We start from the raw sequence: 20,691 nt of genomic DNA on the forward strand, positions 1-20,691 counted from the left end.
TTCAGACTCCAGGCTGTTCCCAACGGACGCACTACGCCCGCTAAAAGGAGGCGTGATTCTATAGACGCCCCCAATTAGTGTCAACCCAATAAAAAAAACCCCCGCTGAGCGGGGGTTTTTTTCAATCGATCGAGTGATTACTCGATGATTTTGGCCACAACGCCGGCGCCGACGGTACGACCGCCTTCACGGATAGCGAAGCGCAGACCGTCTTCCATTGCGATGGTCTTGATCAGGGTAACAGTCATCTGAATGTTGTCACCTGGCATTACCATTTCAACGCCTTCCGGCAGTTCGCAGTTACCGGTCACGTCAGTGGTACGGAAGTAGAACTGTGGACGGTAGCCTTTGAAGAACGGAGTGTGACGACCGCCTTCTTCCTTCGACAGAACGTAGACTTCTGCGGTGAACTTGGTGTGCGGCTTGACCGAACCTGGCTTGACCAGAACCTGGCCACGCTCAACGTCGTCACGCTTGGTACCACGCAGCAGAACGCCGCAGTTCTCGCCAGCACGACCTTCGTCCAGCAGCTTGCGGAACATCTCAACACCGGTGCAGGTGGTGGTGGTGGTGTCACGCAGACCAACGATTTCCAGCGGATCCTGAACGCGGACGATACCACGCTCGATACGACCGGTCACAACGGTACCACGACCCGAAATCGAGAACACGTCTTCGATCGGCATCAGGAACGGCTGGTCGATGGCACGAACTGGCTCAGGAATGTAGCTGTCCAGAGTTTCTACCAGCTTCTTGACAGCGGTAGTGCCCATTTCGTTGTCGTCTTTGCCTTCCAGCGCCATACGAGCCGAACCGATGATGATCGGAGTGTCGTCGCCTGGGAAGTCATAGGTGGACAGCAGGTCGCGAACTTCCATCTCGACCAGTTCCAGCAGCTCAGCGTCGTCTACCAGGTCAGCCTTGTTCAGGAAGACCACGATGTACGGAACGCCTACCTGACGGGACAGCAGGATGTGCTCACGGGTTTGTGGCATCGGACCATCGGCGGCCGAGCAAACCAGGATCGCGCCGTCCATCTGGGCAGCACCGGTGATCATGTTCTTCACGTAGTCAGCGTGACCTGGGCAGTCAACGTGAGCGTAGTGACGAATGGTCGAGTTGTACTCAACGTGAGCGGTGTTGATGGTGATACCGCGCGCTTTTTCTTCCGGAGCCGAGTCGATCTTGTCGAACTCAACGATTGCCGAACCGAAAACTTCGGAGCAAACGCGAGTCAGAGCTGCGGTCAGAGTGGTCTTACCGTGGTCAACGTGGCCGATGGTGCCGACGTTAACGTGGGGAAGGGAACGATCAAATTTTTCTTTAGCCACGACAGTGAACCTCTTGCCTAAAGGGGATTAGCCTTGTTTTTTAACGAGTGCTTCGACGATGTTCGACGGAGCTTCGGCGTATTTGGAGAATTCCATGGAGTAGCTTGCGCGACCCTGAGACATGGAACGAACGTCGGTTGCGTAACCGAACATCTCTCCGAGCGGTACTTCAGCACGGACGACACGGCCAGAGACCGACTCATCCATACCCTGGACCAGACCACGACGACGGTTCAGGTCACCCATCACGTCACCCAGGTAGTCTTCCGGGGTTACAACTTCGACCTTCATGATCGGCTCGAGAACCACGCCACCGCCCTTCTGGGCCAGTTGCTTGGTCGCCATCGAAGCAGCGATCTTGAACGCCATTTCGTTGGAGTCGACGTCGTGGTACGAACCGTCGAATACCGCGGCCTTCAGGCCGATCAGAGGATAACCGGCAACAACGCCGTTTTTCATCTGCTCTTCGATACCCTTCTGGATCGCAGGGATGTATTCCTTAGGAATCACACCACCAACGACTTCGTTGGAGAACACCAGACCTTCGGTGATGTTGCCCTTGTCGTCCACGTCCGGCTCGGAGAAGCGAACCCAGCAGTGACCGAACTGACCACGACCACCCGACTGACGAACGAACTTGCCTTCGATCTCGACGTTGGATTTGGTGATCTTCTCGCGGTACGAAACCTGCGGCTTGCCGATGTTGGCTTCGACGTTGAATTCGCGCTTCATGCGGTCAACGAGGATGTCCAGGTGCAGCTCACCCATACCGGAGATGATGGTCTGACCGGTTTCTTCATCGGTCTTGACGCGGAACGATGGGTCTTCCTGAGCCAGCTTGCCCAGTGCGATACCCATCTTCTCCTGGTCCTGCTTGGTTTTCGGCTCTACAGAGAGCGAAATCACAGGCTCAGGGAAGTCCATACGCTCAAGGATGATCGGCTTGTCGGCGTTGCACAGGGTATCACCAGTAGTGACGTCCTTCATGCCGATCAGAGCAGCGATGTCGCCTGCACGTACTTCCTTGATCTCTTCACGCTGGTTGGCGTGCATCTGGACCATACGACCAACGCGCTCTTTCTTGCCCTTGACCGAGTTGATGACGGAGTCACCGGAGGTCAGGAAGCCCGAGTAAACGCGAACGAAGGTCAGAGTACCAACGAACGGGTCGGTGGCAATCTTGAAGGCCAGGGCCGAGAACGGCTCGTCGTCGTCAGCATGACGCTCGTCGAACTGTTCTGGCTTGACTTCGTCCTTAGGCACGTCGATCAGGTCAGGGTGGATACCCTTGATCGCAGGGATCTCGGTCGGAGCTGGCAGGAAGTCGATAACGGCGTCGAGAACCAGGGGAACGCCCTTGTTCTTGAACGACGAACCGCAGACAGCCGGAACGATCTCGCTGGCCAGGGTGCGCGCGCGCAGGCCTGCCTTGATCTCTTCGACGGACAGCTCACCGCCTTCAAGATACTTGTTCATCAGCTCTTCGTTGGCTTCGGCGGCGGCTTCAACCATGTTGTTGCGCCATTCGTTAGCCAACTCGACCATATCCGCAGGAATTTCTTCCTCACGGTAGGTAGTACCCTTGTCGTCGTCGTTCCAGTAGATAGCCTTCATCTTGATCAGGTCAACCTGACCCTGGAAGTTATCTTCCGAACCGATGGCCAGCTGAACAGGAACCGGGGTGTGACCCAGACGGTTCTTGATCTGACCTACGACGCGCAGGAAGTTTGCACCAGCACGGTCCATCTTGTTCACGTAAACCACACGTGGAACGCCGTACTTGTTGGCCTGACGCCATACGGTTTCGGACTGCGGCTCAACGCCGGAGGTGCCGCAGAACACAACGACCGCGCCGTCGAGTACACGCAGCGAACGCTCTACTTCAATGGTGAAGTCAACGTGGCCAGGGGTATCGATGACGTTTACGCGGTAGTTGTCATACTGACCACGGGAACCTTTCCAGAAGGTGGTAACGGCAGCGGAGGTAATGGTGATACCGCGCTCCTGCTCCTGCACCATCCAGTCGGTGGTCGCGGCGCCGTCATGCACCTCGCCCATTTTGTGGCTCAGACCTGTGTAGAACAGGATCCGCTCGGTAGTGGTGGTCTTGCCCGCGTCAACGTGGGCACAGATACCAATGTTACGGTAGCGGTTAATTGCTGTAGTACGAGCCATAAAGCCCTCGCAAAAAGATTGATGCTTGAATTAGAAGCGGTAGTGCGAGAACGCTTTGTTGGCTTCAGCCATACGGTGAACGTCTTCACGCTTCTTGACTGCAGCACCCTTGCCTTCGGCAGCATCCAGCAGTTCGCCGGCCAGACGCAGAGCCATCGACTTCTCGCCGCGCTTACGGGCGTAGTCTACGAGCCAGCGCATTGCCAGAGCGTTACGACGGGATGGACGAACTTCAACCGGAACCTGGTAAGTGGCACCGCCGACACGACGGGACTTTACTTCGACCAGCGGAGCGATGGCGTCGAGAGCTTTCTCGAAGATTTCCAGGGGGTCGCTGTTCTTGCGTGCTTTGACGGTATCCAGGGCACCGTAAACGATGCGCTCGGCTACGGCCTTCTTGCCGCTTTCCATCACGTGGTTCATGAACTTGGCGAGGATCTGGGATCCGTACTTCGGATCGTCAAGGATCTCACGTTTTGCTGCTACACGACGTCTTGGCATGATAAGCCCTCAAACGGTCTTCAGGTTAGCCCGGGACGTGGGTCTTCGACCCCTGCCCGACCTTACTCTTATCGACTCAAAAAAATGGATGTCTGCAAACGACCGATTACTTCGGACGCTTGGTACCGTACTTCGAACGACCCTGGTTACGGCCTTTAACGCCCGAGGTATCCAGAGAGCCGCGAACGGTGTGGTAACGAACACCTGGCAAGTCTTTTACACGGCCGCCACGAATCAGGACGACGCTGTGCTCTTGCAGGTTGTGGCCTTCACCACCGATGTACGAGGAAACCTCGAAACCGTTGGTCAGACGCACACGGCATACTTTACGCAGTGCCGAGTTAGGTTTTTTCGGCGTGGTGGTGTACACACGGGTGCACACGCCACGACGCTGCGGGCAGTTCTGCAGCGCAGGAACGTCGGACTTCTCGACCGAACGCTTACGCGGCTGACGTACCAGCTGGTTGATAGTTGCCATCTACTAGCTCCACTGATTGTCTTGCGACTCTATTGTCTTGCAAGAAAGCCAAAAATTGGCGAGACGGAGCCTCACCAAATTTAAGGGTACAAAAGTCTAAAGAGGATCTTGCACCCAGTCAAGACGAGGCCCCGGCCCTCCCCGCCCGATCATCGGCAACATTTCATGTCGCCGATGCTCGACCGAGGCTTGCCGGGGCCTTGCCCTGTACTTAGTTACCGCTGGAATTCAGCGCTTCGGTCAGTGCTGCTTCCACTTCACTGGCGCTTACACGCAGCGGTTTGTCGGCATCACGGCGACGCTTGCGCTCGCTGTGGTAGGCCAGACCAGTACCAGCCGGGATCAGACGACCCACGACCACGTTCTCTTTCAGGCCGCGCAGGTAGTCGCGCTTGCCGGTTACCGCCGCTTCGGTCAGTACGCGGGTTGTTTCCTGGAAGGAAGCCGCGGAGATGAACGACTCGGTGGACAGCGAGGCCTTGGTGATACCCAGCAGCACACGGGTGAACTTGGAGATGAACTTGTCCTCGCTGGCGAGACGCTCGTTCTCTACCAGCACCTGGGTCAGTTCCATCTGGTCGCCCTTGATGAAGCTGGAGTCGCCCGACTCGGAGATCTCGACCTTGCGCAGCATCTGACGCAGGATAGTCTCGATGTGCTTGTCGTTGATCTTCACGCCTTGCAGACGGTAAACGTCCTGGATCTCGTTGACGATGTACTTCGCCAGCGCGCTCACACCCAGCAGACGCAGAATGTCATGCGGATCGCTCGGGCCGTCGGAGATAACTTCGCCGCGGTTTACCTGTTCACCTTCGAAGACGTTCAGGTGGCGCCACTTCGGAATCAGCTCTTCGTACGGATCGCTACCGTCGGTCGGAGTGATCACCAGGCGACGCTTGCCCTTGGTCTCTTTGCCGAATGCGATGGTGCCGCTGACTTCAGCCAGAATCGAGGCTTCTTTCGGACGACGCGCTTCGAACAGGTCGGCAACACGCGGCAGACCACCGGTGATGTCACGGGTCTTCGACGTTTCTTGCGGGATACGCGCGATAACGTCACCAACTCCGATCTGCGCACCGTCAGCCACACCGACAAGGGCGTTGGCCGGCAGGAAGTACTGAGCAGGTACGTCAGTACCTGGCAGGTACAGGTCCTTGCCTGCGGCATCGACCATCTTGATTGCCGGACGGATTTCCTTGCCTGCGGCAGGGCGATCCTTGACGTCCAGTACTTCAATGTTGGTCAAGCCAGTCAGTTCGTCGGTCTGCCGCTTGATGGTGATGTTTTCTTCCATGCCCACGAAGGTCACGGTACCTTTCAGCTCGGTAACGATCGGGTGAGTGTGCGGGTCCCACTTGGCGACGATGGCGCCAGCTTCGACCTTTTCACCTTCCTTGACCGAAATCACCGCACCGTAAGGCAGCTTGTAGCGCTCACGCTCACGACCGAACTCGTCGGCAATAGCCAACTCACCCGAACGCGATACGGCAACCAGGTTACCGTCGGCACGCTCAACCTGCTTCAGGTTGTGCAGACGCACCATACCGCCATTCTTCACCTGGACACTGTCGGCAGCCGAAGTACGGCTTGCAGCACCACCGATGTGGAACGTACGCATGGTCAGCTGGGTACCCGGCTCACCGATCGACTGGGCAGCGATAACGCCGACAGCTTCACCGATGTTGACCTGGTGACCACGAGCCAGATCGCGGCCGTAGCACTTGGCGCAGATGCCGTAGCGGGTTTCGCAGTTGATCGGCGAACGCACGATCACTTCGTCGATGCTGTTCAGCTCGATGAACTCGACCCACTGCTCGTCGACCAGGGTACCGGCCGGAACGATAACGTCCTCGGTGCCTGGCTTGAACACGTCACGGGCGATGACACGACCCAGTACACGCTCACCCAGCGGCTCTACAACGTCGCCGCCTTCGATGTGCGGGGTCATCACCAGGCCCTGGTCGGTGCCGCAGTCGATCTCGGTCACAACCAGATCCTGGGCAACGTCCACCAGACGACGAGTCAGGTAACCGGAGTTAGCGGTTTTCAGTGCGGTATCCGCCAGACCCTTACGAGCACCGTGAGTCGAGATGAAGTACTGAAGTACGCTCAGACCTTCACGGAAGTTCGCAGTGATCGGCGTCTCGATGATGGAGCCGTCCGGCTTGGCCATCAGACCACGCATACCGGCCAGCTGACGGATCTGGGCTGCGGAACCCCGCGCACCCGAGTCAGCCATCATGTACATCGAGTTGAAGGACTCTTGCTCGACTTCCTTGCCTTCGCGGTCGATGACCTTCTCTTTCGAGAGGTTGGCCATCATCGCCTTGGACACTTCGTCGTTCGCCTTCGACCACAAGTCGATGACCTTGTTGTACTTCTCGCCCTGGGTTACCAGGCCGGAGGCGTACTGGCTCTCGATTTCCTTCACTTCGTCGGTAGCGTTACCGATGATGCGGGCTTTCTCGTCCGGGATAACAAAGTCGTTAACACCGATGGAAACGCCGGAAATGGTCGAGTAAGCGAAGCCGGTGTACATCAGCTGGTCGGCGAAAATAACGGTCTCTTTCAGACCAACCACGCGATAGCACTGGTTGATCAGCTTGGAGATCGCCTTTTTCTTCATCGGCTGGTTGACGACGTCGTACGGCAGACCTGCAGGCACAACCTGGAACAGCAGCGCACGGCCGACAGTGGTGTCGACGATGCGGGTGTTCTTGACCACCGAGCCATCACGCTCTTTCACGGTTTCGTTGATACGAACCTTGATTTTCGCGTGCAGGGCAGCTTCGCCGGCGCGGAATACGCGGTCGACTTCCTGCAGGTCGGCGAACACGCGACCCTCGCCCTTGGCATTGATCGCTTCACGGGTCATGTAATACAGACCCAGTACAACGTCCTGCGACGGAACGATGATTGGCTCACCGTTGGCTGGCGACAGGATGTTGTTGGTCGACATCATCAGCGCACGCGCTTCGAGCTGGGCTTCCAGGGTCAGCGGCACGTGAACGGCCATCTGGTCGCCGTCGAAGTCGGCGTTGTACGCAGCACAGACCAGCGGGTGCAGCTGGATAGCCTTACCTTCGATCAGTACGGGTTCAAACGCCTGGATACCCAGACGGTGAAGAGTCGGTGCACGGTTGAGCAGTACGGGGTGTTCGCGAATCACTTCGGCGAGAACGTCCCACACCTCTGGCAGCTCGCGCTCGACCATCTTCTTCGCCGCCTTGATGGTGGTCGCCAGACCACGCATTTCCAGCTTGCCGAAAATGAACGGCTTGAACAGCTCCAGGGCCATCTTCTTCGGCAGACCGCACTGGTGCAGACGCAGGGTCGGACCTACGGTAATTACCGAACGGCCGGAGTAGTCAACACGCTTGCCGAGCAAGTTCTGACGGAAGCGACCTTGCTTACCTTTGATCATGTCGGCCAGGGACTTCAGCGGACGCTTGTTCGAGCCAGTGATGGCGCGACCACGACGGCCGTTGTCCAGCAGGGCGTCGACCGCTTCCTGCAGCATGCGCTTTTCGTTGCGCACGATGATGTCCGGCGCCGACAGATCCAGCAGGCGCTTCAGGCGGTTGTTACGGTTGATCACCCGACGATACAGGTCGTTCAGGTCGGAGGTCGCAAAACGGCCACCATCCAGCGGCACCAGCGGACGCAGGTCCGGCGGCAGCACTGGCAGAACGGTCAGGACCATCCACTCAGGCAGGTTGCCCGAGCCCTGGAAAGCTTCCATCAGCTTCAGACGCTTGGAAAGCTTCTTGATCTTGGTTTCCGAGTTGGTCTGCGGAATTTCTTCGCGCAGGCGGCCGATCTCGTGCTCCAGGTCGATAGCGTGCAGCAGCTCGCGGACAGCCTCGGCACCCATGCGGGCGTCAAAGTCGTCACCGAACTCTTCCAGCGCTTCGAAGTACTGCTCGTCGTTCAGCAGCTGGCCCTTTTCCAGGGTAGTCATGCCCGGGTCGATAACGACATAGCTCTCGAAGTAGAGCACGCGCTCGATATCACGCAGGGTCATGTCCATCAGCAGGCCGATACGGGACGGCAGCGACTTCAGGAACCAGATGTGGGCAACCGGCGAGGCCAGCTCGATGTGCGCCATGCGCTCACGACGAACCTTCGCCAGGGCAACTTCAACGCCGCACTTCTCGCAGATTACGCCGCGGTGCTTGAGGCGCTTGTACTTGCCGCACAGGCACTCGTAGTCCTTGACTGGGCCAAAGATCTTGGCGCAGAACAGGCCGTCACGTTCAGGCTTGAACGTACGGTAGTTGATGGTTTCCGGCTTCTTAACTTCACCGAACGACCACGAACGGATCATTTCAGGCGACGCCAGACCGATGCGGATGGCGTCGAACTCTTCGACTTGACCCTGGTTTTTCAGCAAATTCAGTAGGTCTTTCAAGGCCTTTCCTCCTGGCGGAGCAGGGAGCGGGCATTACCTGCCCCACTCCCCTTCGCGTCACGTGTTATTCGGTTTCCAGATCGATATCGATACCGAGCGAACGGATCTCTTTGATCAACACGTTGAAGGACTCGGGCATGCCCGGCTCCATACGGTGATCGCCATCCACGATGTTCTTGTACATCTTGGTACGGCCGTTCACGTCGTCCGACTTCACTGTGAGCATTTCTTGCAGGGTGTATGCCGCGCCGTATGCTTCCAGCGCCCACACTTCCATCTCCCCGAAACGCTGACCACCGAACTGTGCCTTACCACCCAGCGGCTGCTGGGTAACCAGGCTGTAGGAACCAGTGGAACGCGCGTGCATCTTGTCGTCCACCAAGTGGTTCAGCTTGAGCATGTACATGTAACCAACGGTCACAGGACGCTCGAACTTGTTGCCGGTACGGCCGTCGAACAGCACCATCTGGCCGCTCTCTGGCAGGTCGGCCAGCTTCAACATGGCCTTGATCTCGCGCTCCTTGGCACCATCGAAGACCGGGGTAGCCATCGGCACGCCTTTCTTCAGGTTGTTAGCCAGGGCCAGGATCTCTTCGTCGGTGAACTCGTCGAGGTTTTCCTGACGACCGCCGATCTCGTTGTAGACCTCGGTCAGGAACACGCGCAGCTCAGCGGCTTTACGCTGCTCTTCGAGCATGCGGTCGATCTTCTCCCCCAGGCCCTTGGCCGCGAGGCCCAGGTGGGTTTCAAGGATCTGACCAACGTTCATACGCGAAGGTACACCCAGCGGGTTCAGTACGACGTCAACCGGAGTACCGTTGGCATCGTGCGGCATGTCTTCAACCGGCATGATGACCGAGACAACACCCTTGTTACCGTGACGACCGGCCATCTTGTCACCCGGCTGGATGCGGCGGCGGATTGCCAGGTAAACCTTGACGATCTTCAGTACGCCCGGTGCCAGGTCATCGCCCTGCTGCAGCTTGCGCTTCTTGTCTTCGAACTTGTCGTCCAGCAGACGGCGACGGTCGACGATGTACTGCTGAGCCTTTTCCAGCTGCTCGTTCAGTGCATCTTCAGCCATGCGCAGTTTGAACCACTGGCCGTGCTCCAGACCGTCCAGCACCTCGTCAGTGATCACGGTGCCTTTCTTCAGGCCTGCACCACCATCAACCACCTGGCCGTTCAGAGCAGAACGCAGACGCTCGAAGGTTGCACCTTCGACAATGCGGAACTCTTCGTTGAGGTCCTTGCGGATCTCGTCGAGCTGCATCTTCTCGATGGCCAGCGCGCGGCTATCACGCTCCACGCCATCACGGGTGAAGACCTGTACGTCGATGACAGTACCCTTGGTGCCGGTTGGCACACGCAGGGAGGTGTCCTTAACGTCGCTGGCCTTTTCACCGAAGATTGCGCGCAGCAGTTTTTCTTCCGGAGTCAGCTGGGTTTCGCCTTTTGGCGTGACCTTGCCGACCAGGATGTCGCCAGCGCCAACCTCAGCACCTACGTAAACGATACCGGCTTCGTCCAGCTTGTTCAGTGCGGCTTCACCCACGTTCGGGATGTCCGCAGTGATTTCCTCTGGGCCAAGCTTGGTGTCACGCGCCACACAGGTCAGTTCCTGAATGTGGATGGTGGTGAAGCGGTCTTCCTGAACAACACGTTCGGACAGGCAGATGGAGTCTTCGAAGTTGAAGCCGTTCCACGCCATGAACGCGATGCGCATGTTCTGACCCAGAGCCAGCTCACCCATGTCGGTGGACGGGCCGTCGGCCATGATGTCACCACGCTGAACCTTGTCACCTTTGCTCACCAGCGGACGCTGGTTGATGCAGGTGTTCTGGTTCGAACGGGTGTACTTGGTCAGGTTGTAGATATCTACACCCGCTTCGCCGGTTTCCACTTCGTCGTCGGCAACGCGAACAACGATACGGCTGGCGTCGACCGAGTCGATCACACCACCGCGGCGAGCAACCACGCAGACACCGGAGTCACGGGCAACGTTGCGCTCCATGCCGGTACCTACCAGCGGCTTGTCGGCACGCAGGGTCGGAACAGCCTGACGCTGCATGTTCGAACCCATCAACGCACGGTTGGCGTCGTCGTGCTCGAGGAATGGAATCAGCGACGCTGCAACGGAAACAACCTGCTTCGGCGAAACGTCCATCAGGGTGACGTCTTCCGGCGCCTTGACGGTGAATTCGTTCAGGTGACGAACTGCTACCAGCTCATCGATCAGTTGCTTCTTATCGTTCATCGCGGCCGAAGCCTGTGCGATGACGTGATCTGCCTCTTCGATTGCCGACAGGAACACGATGTCGTCGCTGACAACGCCTTCCTTCACCACGCGGTACGGACTTTCCAGGAAGCCGTACTGGTTGGTGCGGGCGTAGGCCGCCAAGGAGTTGATCAGACCGATGTTCGGACCTTCAGGGGTCTCGATCGGGCACACACGGCCGTAGTGGGTCGGGTGTACGTCACGGACTTCGAAGCCGGCACGCTCACGGGTCAGACCGCCAGGGCCGAGTGCGGAGACGCGGCGCTTGTGGGTAATCTCGGAGAGCGGGTTGTTCTGGTCCATGAACTGGGAAAGCTGGCTGGAACCAAAGAACTCTTTCACCGCCGCCGCTACCGGCTTGGCGTTGATGAGGTCTTGCGGCATCAGGCCTTCGCTTTCCGCCATCGACAGGCGTTCCTTGACCGCGCGCTCGACACGCACCAGGCCAACGCGGAACTGGTTCTCGGCCATCTCGCCGACGCAACGTACGCGACGGTTACCCAAGTGGTCGATGTCGTCGACGATGCCTTTGCCGTTACGGATATCGACCAGGGTCTTCAGAACCTCGACGATGTCTTCCTTGCTCAGCACACCCGAACCCTCGATCTCGGTGCGACCGATACGACGGTTGAACTTCATGCGGCCTACGGCGGACAGATCGTAACGCTCGGCACTGAAGAACAGGTTGTTGAACAGGGTCTCGGCTGCATCCTTGGTTGGCGGCTCGCCTGGACGCATCATGCGGTAGATCTCGACCAGAGCTTCCAGCTGGTTGCTGGTGGTATCGATCTTCAGCGTGTCAGAGATGAACGGACCGCAATCGATGTCGTTGGTGTACAGGGTCTCGATACGGACAACCTGCGCCTTGGCGACCTTGATCAGCAGCTCGGTGGTCATCTCGGTGTTGCATTCGGCGAGAATTTCGCCGGTAGCCGGATGCACGATAGCCTTGGCGGTAGTGCGGCCCAGGACGTATTCCATTGGAACGTCCAGTTGCTTGACGCCGGCCTTCTCGAGCTGGTTGATGTGGCGCGCGGTAATACGGCGGCCTTGCTCGACGATGACTTTGCCGGTTTCGTCATGGATGTCCATGACTGCAACTTCACCACGCAGACGCTGCGGCACCAGTTCCAGGCTGAGTTTTTCGCCGGAAATGTGGAACACGTTGGTGGTGTAGAAGGTATTGAGCACTTCTTCAGTGCTGTAACCCAGGGCGCGCAGCAGCACCGAGGCCGGCAGTTTGCGGCGACGGTCGATACGCACGAACACGCAGTCCTTCGGGTCGAACTCGAAGTCCAGCCAGGAACCGCGGTAAGGAATGATGCGAGCGGAGTACAGCAGCTTGCCCGAGCTGTGGGTCTTGCCACGGTCGTGGTCGAAGAACACACCAGGCGAACGGTGCAGCTGGGAAACGATCACACGCTCGGTACCGTTGATAACGAAGGTACCGTTCTCAGTCATCAGGGGAATTTCACCCATGTAGACTTCTTGCTCTTTGATGTCCTTGATCGCTTTGTTCGACGATTCCTTGTCGAAGATGATCAGGCGCACCTTGACCCGCAGTGGGACCGCGAAGGTCACGCCACGCAGGACACATTCCTTCACATCGAAGGCGGGTTCGCCCAGGCGATAGCCTACGTACTCCAGGGCAGCATTGCCGGAGTAGCTGATGATCGGGAATACCGATTTGAAGGCCGCGTGCAGGCCGACGTCGCGGAAGTGATCCTTGGATGCTCCCGCTTGCAGGAATTCGCGATACGAATCCAGCTGGATGGCCAGGAGGTAAGGCACATCCATGACGTCCGGCAACTTGCTAAAGTCCTTGCGGATACGTTTTTTCTCAGTGTATGAGTAAGCCATCAGCGTTCCCCAGCTTGGTCACCTGCTTGTTTGGCTTCTCCCGGCGGGAGCAGCCAGAAAATCGTGCAAACCCCTTGGTTTGCGCCACCCACATGGGTGTCTTGCAGCTCGTTATCGGGACCGGCCTGACCGGCCACCAATAACGGAAAAAGGCCGGTGGCATAAGCCACCAGCCATCAGCCTTTCGCTCAACGCTCAGGCTGGCATCGCAAGGTCGAGATTACTTCAGCTCGACTTTAGCGCCTGCTTCTTCCAGCTTCTTCTTAGCGTCTTCAGCGGCTTCTTTCGAAACGCCTTCAGCTACAACCTGAGGAGCGCCATCGACTTTCTCTTTGGCTTCTTTCAGGCCCAGACCGGTCAGTTCGCGAACGGCTTTGATCACGTTCACTTTCTTGTCGCCGGCTTCAACCAGAACAACGTTGAACTCGGTCTGCTCTTCAACAACGGCAGCAGCAGCAGCTGGGCCAGCAGCGGCAACAGCAGCGGTAACGCCGAAGGTTTCTTCCATTGCTTTGATCAGCTCAACAACTTCCAGAACGGTTTTCTGGCCGATTGCTTCGATGATTTGTTCGTTAGTCAGAGACATGACTCAATCCTGTATTGGGGTGACAGCCTACGCAGCCATCAAATTAAACGTATGATTTTGAAAGAGTTCGCACGCCTTAGGCGGCGGTAGCTTCTTTCTGGTCGCGAATGGCTGCCAGAGTACGAGCCAGCTTGCTGGTGGCGCCTTGAATAACGCTCATCAGTCGTGCAATAGCTTCGTCGCGGGTCGGCAGGGTAGCCAACACGTCGATCTGGTTCGCTGCAATGAAATTGCCGTCAAACGCAGCTGCCTTGATCTCGAACTTGTCCTGACCCTTGGCGAACTCTTTGAACAGACGAGCAGCAGCGCCCGGGTGTTCGTTGGAGAAAGCAATCAGGGTCGGGCCTTTGAACGCGTCGTTGAGGATCGAAAATTCGGTGCCTTCAACAGCGCGCTTGAGCAGGGTATTACGCACTACACGTACGTATACGCCAGCTTCGCGGGCCTCTTTACGGAGTCCGGTCATTGCGCTTACAGTCACACCACGGGCATCAGCCACGACAGCGGACAGAGCGACTTTGGCAGCCTCGTTGACTTCAGCGACGATGGCCTTCTTGTCTTCGAGTTTAATTGCCACGGGTTTACTCCTGGTTTTTACCGTTTCATCTAGCCGAAGCCGGATGTCGTTTTGGTGTCTGATTCGGTAACGAATCGGGAGCACCATCTGCGTGGGCTGATATTTTAAGGCTTGCGCCGCCTACGGTCTTGGATAGCCCCCGCCAGGCAGGGACCCCAATTTTTGCTGGCGGCGCGACTAGTCGCGCCGCCATGTTCTTACACGTTCAGCGAGCTCTGATCGATGACCAGACCTGGGCCCATGGTGGTGCTCAGGGTAACGCGCTTAACGTAAATACCTTTCGAGGAAGCTGGCTTGATACGCTTCAGGTCAGCGATCAGGGCTTCAACGTTTTCCTTCAGCTTGTCAGCTTCAAAGCCGATCTTGCCAACGGAGGTGTGGATGATACCGTTTTTGTCGGTACGGTAGCGAACCTGACCAGCCTTGGCGTTTTTCACGGCAGTGGCTACGTCTGGGGTCACGGTACCAACTTTCGGGTTAGGCATCAGGCCGCGAGGACCCAGAACCTGACCCAGTTGACCTACAACGCGCATGGCATCAGGCGATGCGATAACGACGTCATAGTTCAGGTCGCCGCCTTTCATTTCGGCAGCCAGATCGTCCATACCTACGCGATCAGCGCCGGCAGCCAGAGCAGCTTCAGCAGCTGGACCCTGGGTGAAGACAGCAACGCGAACGGTCTTGCCAGTGCCGTGTGGCAGCACGGTAGCGCTACGTACGACCTGGTCGGATTTACGCGGGTCAACACCGAGGTTAACGGCGATGTCGTAGGACTCGACGAACTTGGCAGCAGGCAGCGAGGCCAGCAGAGTTGCCGCTTCTTCGAAGTTGTAGGCCTTGCCTGCTTCGATTTTTTCGGCGATTGCCTTTTGGCGTTTGGTCAGCTTAGCCATTACACACCCTCCACGTTCAGGCCCATGCTGCGGGCAGAGCCAGCGATGGTGCGTACAGCAGCGTCCAGGTCAGCGGCAGTCAGATCAGCCTGTTTAGCTTTGGCGATGTCTTCCAGCTGAGCACGGGTAACGGTACCGACTTTAACGGTGTTCGGGCGAGCCGAACCACTGGTCAGGCCGGCAGCTTTCTTCAGCAGAACCGAGGCAGGGGTGCTCTTGGTCTCGAAGGTGAAGCTACGGTCGCTGTAGACAGTGATGATCACTGGAGTCGGCAGGCCAGCTTCTTGACCCTGGGTACGGGCGTTGAAGGCCTTGCAGAATTCCATGATGTTCACACCATGTTGACCCAGAGCTGGACCAACGGGTGGGCTTGGGTTGGCCTGGCCGGCCTTAACTTGCAGCTTGATGTAAGCCTGAATCTTCTTAGCCATGAGCTACTCCAAAATCGGGTACGAACGCCTGATGGCTCCCCGGATGACTTGCGTTTTATCCCAGTGACGACAAAACCCCGCAGCACACAGGGCTGCGGGGTATGGGATGCTTCGTCCGCCTAGACCTTTTCGACCTGGCTGAACTCGAGCTCCACCGGAGTAGAGCGACCGAAAATGAGCACTGCAACCTGCAGGCGACTCTTTTCGTAGTTAACTTCTTCGACACTACCATTGAAGTCAGCGAACGGACCATCAATGACTCGAACCACTTCACCTGGCTCGAACAGCGTCTTGGGCTTCGGCTTATCGCTACCGTCGGCAACGCGACGCAGGATGGCCTCTGCTTCTTTATCGGTAATCGGCGCAGGCTTGTCAGCAGTACCGCCGATAAAGCCCATCACGCGAGGGGTGTCCTTGACCAAGTGCCAAGTCCCTTCATTCATCTCCATCTGGACCAGCACGTAGCCAGGGAAGAATTTACGCTCACTCTTGCGCTTCTGGCCGTTGCGCATTTCGACGACTTCTTCGGTCGGGACCAAGATCTCGCCGAAACCGTCTTCCATGCCAGCCAGCTTGACGCGCTCAATCAGGGAGCGCATTACATGCTTCTCGTAACCCGAGTAAGCATGCACAACATACCAACGCTTAGCCACGGGACACCTTTAGCCAACGATCAAGGAGACCGCCCAGCCGAGCAGGGAGTCGAGCCCCCACAGCAGCAGTGCCATAACCAGCACGACAGCCACGACAATCAACGTGGTCTGGGTGGTTTCCTGGCGGGTCGGCCACACGACTTTACGAATCTCGGTACGAGCTTCCTTCGCCAGCGCAAAGAACGACTTGCCCTTCGCAGTCTGCAGAGCAACAAAGCCCGCGACAGCAGCAAGGACAAGAAGCACGAGAACGCGATACAGGATTGGAGAGGCGGAGTAATATTGATTACCCACAACACCAACAACCACCAAAGCCACTACAGCCAGCCACTTGAACAGATCAAAACGCGATTCTTGGGCTTCAGTTTTGGGGGTCATCGAGGAGGATCCTGTAAGAAGAAAGCCATCACACCGAGGTGAAATGGCAGGTCAGGAGGGAATCGAACCCCCAACCTACGGTTTTGGAGACCGTCGCTCTGCCAATTGAGCTACTGACCTGTAACGCTGTATCAGGCCGGCCATTATACCGGCCTGATCAAGTAAATCAACTACTTATTCAATAATTTTTGCTACGACACCGGCGCCGACGGTACGACCGCCTTCACGGATAGCGAAGCGCAGACCGTCTTCCATTGCGATGGTCTTGATCAGGGTAACAGTCATCTGAATGTTGTCACCTGGCATTACCATTTCAACGCCTTCCGGCAGCTCGCAGTTACCGGTCACGTCAGTGGTACGGAAGTAGAACTGTGGACGGTAGCCTTTGAAGAACGGAGTGTGACGGCCGCCTTCTTCCTTCGACAGAACGTAGACTTCTGCGGTGAACTTGGTGTGCGGCTTGACCGAACCTGGCTTGACCAGAACCTGGCCACGCTCAACGTCGTCACGCTTGGTACCACGCAGCAGAACGCCGCAGTTCTCGCCAGCACGACCTTCGTCCAGCAGCTTGCGGAACATCTCAACACCGGTGCAGGTGGTGGTGGTGGTGTCACGCAGACCAACGATTTCCAGCGGATCCTGAACGCGGACGATACCACGCTCGATACGACCGGTCACAACGGTACCACGACCCGAAATCGAGAACACGTCTTCGATCGGCATCAGGAACGGCTGGTCGATGGCACGAACTGGCTCAGGAATGTAGCTGTCCAGAGTTTCTACCAGCTTCTTGACAGCGGTAGTGCCCATTTCGTTGTCGTCTTTGCCTTCCAGCGCCATACGAGCCGAACCGATGATGATCGGAGTGTCGTCGCCTGGGAAGTCATAGGTGGACAGCAGGTCGCGAACTTCCATCTCGACCAGTTCCAGCAGCTCAGCGTCGTCTACCAGGTCAGCCTTGTTCAGGAAGACCACGATGTACGGAACGCCTACCTGACGGGACAGCAGGATGTGCTCACGGGTTTGTGGCATCGGACCATCGGCGGCCGAGCAAACCAGGATCGCGCCGTCCATCTGGGCAGCACCGGTGATCATGTTCTTCACGTAGTCAGCGTGACCTGGGCAGTCAACGTGAGCGTAGTGACGAATGGTCGAGTTGTACTCAACGTGAGCGGTGTTGATGGTGATACCGCGCGCTTTTTCTTCCGGAGCCGAGTCGATCTTGTCGAACTCAACGATTGCCGAACCGAAAACCTCGGAGCAAACGCGAGTCAGAGCTGCGGTCAGAGTGGTCTTACCGTGGTCAACGTGGCCGATAGTGCCGACGTTAACGTGGGGAAGGGAACGATCAAACTTTTCCTTAGCCATCGATACAATCCTCCGCAGAAGAAATAGTCTTGCGCTGATAAAACAAAGGCAGATATTTTCATATCTGCCTTGTTTATATGGAGCTCTTGAGCGGACTTGAACCGCTGACCTCACCCTTACCAAGGGTGTGCTCTACCAACTGAGCTACAAGAGCGAAACACTTTGTGCAAAATCCGGCAAACTTGGAGCGGGTAGCGGGAATCGAACCCGCATCATCAGCTTGGAAGGCTGAGGTTCTACCACTAAACTATACCCGCGGAGCTTGCGGCTCTCGCTAAAACTGGTGGAGGGAGAAGGATTCGAACCTTCGAAGCTCTCGCAACGGATTTACAGTCCGTCCCCTTTGACCGCTCGGGAATCCCTCCAGATGTGGCCGGCATTCTATTTGTCTGCCGCCCTAGTGTCAAGCGTTTTTTCAAATTTTTTCAATCAAATCTGAAACTTAGCTGCCTTGACACTGCTTCCAGTTCTACCACCTGAGTGGTGTTCCCTGTGAAGCGGGCGCCATTCTATCAAGCTATTCACCAGTTGCAATACCCTGGCAGAAAATAATTTTATGTTTTAAGTCTTTGAAATCATTGGAAAGAGCCAAGAGCACCGTTTGGTCCAGCAAACGCTCGCTTTCCGGAGCAACCTTGAGCCAGCGACCCTCCGCCCCAGGCAGCTGTCCCGCCACCGGTATAGTGGCAATATCCAGGCTCAGCAGGCGTTGACGCAGCGCATCCAACTGCTCCTGCCCCTTCACACCTCCGACTACCAGGCATTCATCACGACGCTTGGGCGGCGCCGACACACCTGTTTCACGCAACAGACGGATTTCTTGCTGATTCCCCTTGTACAGCGACAACGGGGCGACTTCCTTGACCTTCAGCGGGGCTTCCTGCTGATGCCATACGTAATAAAAGACGTTGAGCACCAGTAACAGCAGAAACAACCAGCGCATAGGCACCTCAATCCAAAGGGCAGGCCATTGCCAGGCCAACGAAAACCAGATCAGGCACGACGCGCGCCTGTGGCAGGGCCTCCCTCACAAGCGGCGCATCTCCGCCAGTGAGGAACACGGTGAACTCCTCCCCCCATAGCACACGAGCCTGCTCAAGCTGGGTGTAGGCAAAGCCCTGGAGCATCAATACGCAACCACGCTCTACCGCTTCGACAGTCGAGCGACCTGGTGACAAGCTGTTCAATGCGCGCTCCGCAGAGGCGTCGTCATAGCGGATACGACGGGTGTGAGTACGCAGCTGGCTACGCATCAATGGCATACCCGGGCAGATGTAGCCCCCCAGATGCTCGCCATCTGCAGACACGAAGTCCGCTTTTGCCGCGGTACCCAGGTCTATCACCAGGCAAGCGCCCTTGGCCAGGTGAAATGCACCCAGCGCCGCCAGCCAACGATCCATACCCAGACGCTGAAAGTCGTCATAACCATTACGCACGCCTGCCATTTCACGGGCAGGGTGAGCAACTCTCGCCTGCACCGCAAAAGCCTGGGCAATCAACGCGCAAAGTGCATCGGTTTCTTCTTCGCTGCGCACACTGACAATACGGCAACCCGTGAGGCGCACTGAAGCGAGCGCAGCCACTTCAGCCACCAGCGCCTGGTCGGAATCGACGATCCCGCCACCTTCAATCCCAGCATCGGCGACATGGATCACCCGCCACTTGATGAAGCTGTTACCGCAATCGAGCTCAAGAATCATCACGCAACCTCAAACTGAGCTCACCACCACTGAAGCTCTTTTCCATCCCGTCCACCTCAAGGCGCAAACCACCCTGCCCGTCGACGCCAAGAACCACACCATCAATACGTGTATTACCAGCGACCAGCGATACATTACGCCCCTGCCACAAGTGCGCCTGCTCCCACTCCTCCTGGAATGCAGCAAAGCCGTAGCGGCGATGGCGCGCCAATTCGTGTTCTAGCTGCTGACTGAGCAGCGCTACCAAGTGATTGCGATCTATCGCTGCACCCACCTCGCGCCGCATAGAGGTCCACTGCTGATCGACCTGTTCGTTTACCTGCATGTTTACATTGATACCAATGCCTAGCACCACATGACAGACATCTGCAGGATCGCCCACCAACTCCAGGAGAATCCCGGTGATCTTCTGCGCACGTACCAGCACATCGTTAGGCCATTTGAGCCCGACATCCTTTACACCGAACGCCTGCAAGGTGCGCATTACCGCCAACCCCACCACCAAGCTCAACCCCTCGAGCTGACGCATACCTCCATCGACGCGCAGCACCAGGCTGTAATAGAGATTCTCAGCAAATGGGCTGACCCACTGCCGGCCGCGCCGACCGCGTCCGGCGCTCTGACACTCAGCCAGAACCAGGAATGGAGCCGCCTGCCCTTCACTGGCAAGGCGCAAGCCTTCGGCATTGGTCGAATCGATGGTTTCATGGATGAATACCGGCCACTGCTCGCCCACGGCATACCCGGCGATTGCCTGCGCCTCAAGTAAAGCCAGGGGCGCGGCCAACTGATAACCACGCCCACGCACCTTGTGAATGGTGAGATTCAACTCACTTTCCAGATGCTGCAGCTGCTTCCAAACGGCGCTGCGACTCACCCCTAGGGCTGCCCCCAGAGCTTCTCCGGAATGGAACCGGCCGTCCTTGAGGAGATTCAACAACTTCAGCATGCCAGTCTCGACTTGGAATAAGGCTGGCATGATAGCCATGGGCTGTTGGCTTGCATAGGAAAAGGGCCTGCAGGAGCGGCCTTGTATCGCAATCTGAGAGCATTGGCAGGCCTGAATTTCAA

The 20,691-nt window shown here is 57.3% G+C and carries 16 protein-coding genes and 4 tRNA genes; all 20 read right to left on the reverse strand.

Translation table 11 applies throughout. The features are described 5' to 3' along the window. Nucleotides 1–137: 137 nt before the first annotated feature. The 20 genes from tuf (LVS58_RS17575) to birA all read right to left on the reverse strand — a co-directional run bounded on the left by tuf (LVS58_RS17575) (nucleotide 138) and on the right by birA (nucleotide 20,569). Nucleotides 138–1,331 carry an elongation factor Tu gene (tuf, locus tag LVS58_RS17575; protein WP_003255489.1) on the reverse strand — a complete coding sequence of 398 codons (1,194 nt, stop codon included), beginning with the start codon at nucleotides 1,329–1,331 and terminating at the stop codon, nucleotides 138–140. 27 nt (nucleotides 1,332–1,358) lie between these two features. Further along, on the reverse strand, nucleotides 1,359–3,506 hold the full coding sequence (gene fusA, locus LVS58_RS17580) for an elongation factor G (protein ID WP_233692112.1): 2,148 nt from the start codon (nucleotides 3,504–3,506) through the stop codon (nucleotides 1,359–1,361). Nucleotides 3,507–3,536: 30 nt separating this feature from the next. Continuing rightward, nucleotides 3,537–4,007, reverse strand: coding sequence for a 30S ribosomal protein S7 (gene rpsG / locus LVS58_RS17585; RefSeq protein ID WP_003246741.1), 471 nt, complete (start codon nucleotides 4,005–4,007; stop codon nucleotides 3,537–3,539). A gap of 106 nt (nucleotides 4,008–4,113) precedes the next feature. Beyond that, complete coding sequence (gene rpsL / locus LVS58_RS17590) at nucleotides 4,114–4,485, reverse strand: 30S ribosomal protein S12 (protein ID WP_003255492.1); 372 nt, start codon at nucleotides 4,483–4,485, stop codon at nucleotides 4,114–4,116. Nucleotides 4,486–4,696: 211 nt separating this feature from the next. Continuing rightward, on the reverse strand, nucleotides 4,697–8,896 hold the full coding sequence (gene rpoC / locus LVS58_RS17595; RefSeq protein ID WP_014589475.1) for a DNA-directed RNA polymerase subunit beta': 4,200 nt from the start codon (nucleotides 8,894–8,896) through the stop codon (nucleotides 4,697–4,699). Nucleotides 8,897–8,960: 64 nt separating this feature from the next. Beyond that, nucleotides 8,961–13,034, reverse strand: coding sequence for a DNA-directed RNA polymerase subunit beta (rpoB, locus tag LVS58_RS17600; protein WP_003255495.1), 4,074 nt, complete (start codon nucleotides 13,032–13,034; stop codon nucleotides 8,961–8,963). A 220-nt stretch (nucleotides 13,035–13,254) separates the two neighbouring features. Continuing rightward, nucleotides 13,255–13,620, reverse strand: a complete 366-nt coding sequence (gene rplL / locus LVS58_RS17605; protein ID WP_003255496.1) for a 50S ribosomal protein L7/L12 — start codon at nucleotides 13,618–13,620, stop codon at nucleotides 13,255–13,257. A 76-nt stretch (nucleotides 13,621–13,696) separates the two neighbouring features. Further along, nucleotides 13,697–14,197, reverse strand: coding sequence for a 50S ribosomal protein L10 (gene rplJ / locus LVS58_RS17610; protein WP_003255497.1), 501 nt, complete (start codon nucleotides 14,195–14,197; stop codon nucleotides 13,697–13,699). 197 nt (nucleotides 14,198–14,394) lie between these two features. After that, a complete protein-coding gene (gene rplA, locus LVS58_RS17615; protein ID WP_003255499.1) occupies nucleotides 14,395–15,090 on the reverse strand; it encodes a 50S ribosomal protein L1 in 696 nt (231 codons plus the stop codon). Next, on the reverse strand, nucleotides 15,090–15,521 hold the full coding sequence (gene rplK / locus LVS58_RS17620; protein WP_003255500.1) for a 50S ribosomal protein L11: 432 nt from the start codon (nucleotides 15,519–15,521) through the stop codon (nucleotides 15,090–15,092). The genes rplA and rplK overlap by 1 nt, the downstream gene beginning before the upstream one ends. A gap of 119 nt (nucleotides 15,522–15,640) precedes the next feature. Further along, nucleotides 15,641–16,174, reverse strand: a complete 534-nt coding sequence (nusG, locus tag LVS58_RS17625; RefSeq protein ID WP_003255501.1) for a transcription termination/antitermination protein NusG — start codon at nucleotides 16,172–16,174, stop codon at nucleotides 15,641–15,643. 9 nt (nucleotides 16,175–16,183) lie between these two features. Beyond that, nucleotides 16,184–16,552, reverse strand: coding sequence for a preprotein translocase subunit SecE (gene secE / locus LVS58_RS17630; RefSeq protein WP_003255502.1), 369 nt, complete (start codon nucleotides 16,550–16,552; stop codon nucleotides 16,184–16,186). Between the two features lie 44 nt (nucleotides 16,553–16,596). After that, nucleotides 16,597–16,672: transfer RNA gene (locus LVS58_RS17635), tRNA-Trp, on the reverse strand. 54 nt (nucleotides 16,673–16,726) lie between these two features. After that, nucleotides 16,727–17,920 (reverse strand): elongation factor Tu, encoded by a 1,194-nt coding sequence (gene tuf, locus LVS58_RS17640; protein WP_003255489.1) that lies wholly within the window; start codon nucleotides 17,918–17,920, stop codon nucleotides 16,727–16,729. Nucleotides 17,921–17,998: 78 nt separating this feature from the next. Continuing rightward, a tRNA-Thr gene (locus LVS58_RS17645) sits at nucleotides 17,999–18,074 on the reverse strand. A 29-nt stretch (nucleotides 18,075–18,103) separates the two neighbouring features. Beyond that, a tRNA-Gly gene (locus tag LVS58_RS17650) sits at nucleotides 18,104–18,177 on the reverse strand. 24 nt (nucleotides 18,178–18,201) lie between these two features. Continuing rightward, nucleotides 18,202–18,285, reverse strand: a tRNA-Tyr gene (locus LVS58_RS17655). Nucleotides 18,286–18,437: 152 nt separating this feature from the next. Then, nucleotides 18,438–18,863: a hypothetical protein gene (locus LVS58_RS17660; RefSeq protein WP_233692113.1), complete on the reverse strand. Its 426-nt coding sequence runs from the start codon at nucleotides 18,861–18,863 to the stop codon at nucleotides 18,438–18,440. A 7-nt stretch (nucleotides 18,864–18,870) separates the two neighbouring features. Then, on the reverse strand, nucleotides 18,871–19,620 hold the full coding sequence (locus tag LVS58_RS17665; protein ID WP_233692114.1) for a pantothenate kinase: 750 nt from the start codon (nucleotides 19,618–19,620) through the stop codon (nucleotides 18,871–18,873). Beyond that, nucleotides 19,610–20,569 carry a bifunctional biotin--[acetyl-CoA-carboxylase] ligase/biotin operon repressor BirA gene (birA, locus tag LVS58_RS17670; protein WP_233692116.1) on the reverse strand — a complete coding sequence of 320 codons (960 nt, stop codon included), beginning with the start codon at nucleotides 20,567–20,569 and terminating at the stop codon, nucleotides 19,610–19,612. The genes LVS58_RS17665 and birA overlap by 11 nt, the downstream gene beginning before the upstream one ends. Between the last annotated feature and the right edge of the window lie 122 nt (nucleotides 20,570–20,691).

It is taken from the genome of Pseudomonas sp. JR33AA, assembly GCF_021378985.1.
Taxonomy (GTDB): domain Bacteria; phylum Pseudomonadota; class Gammaproteobacteria; order Pseudomonadales; family Pseudomonadaceae; genus Aquipseudomonas; species Aquipseudomonas alloputida.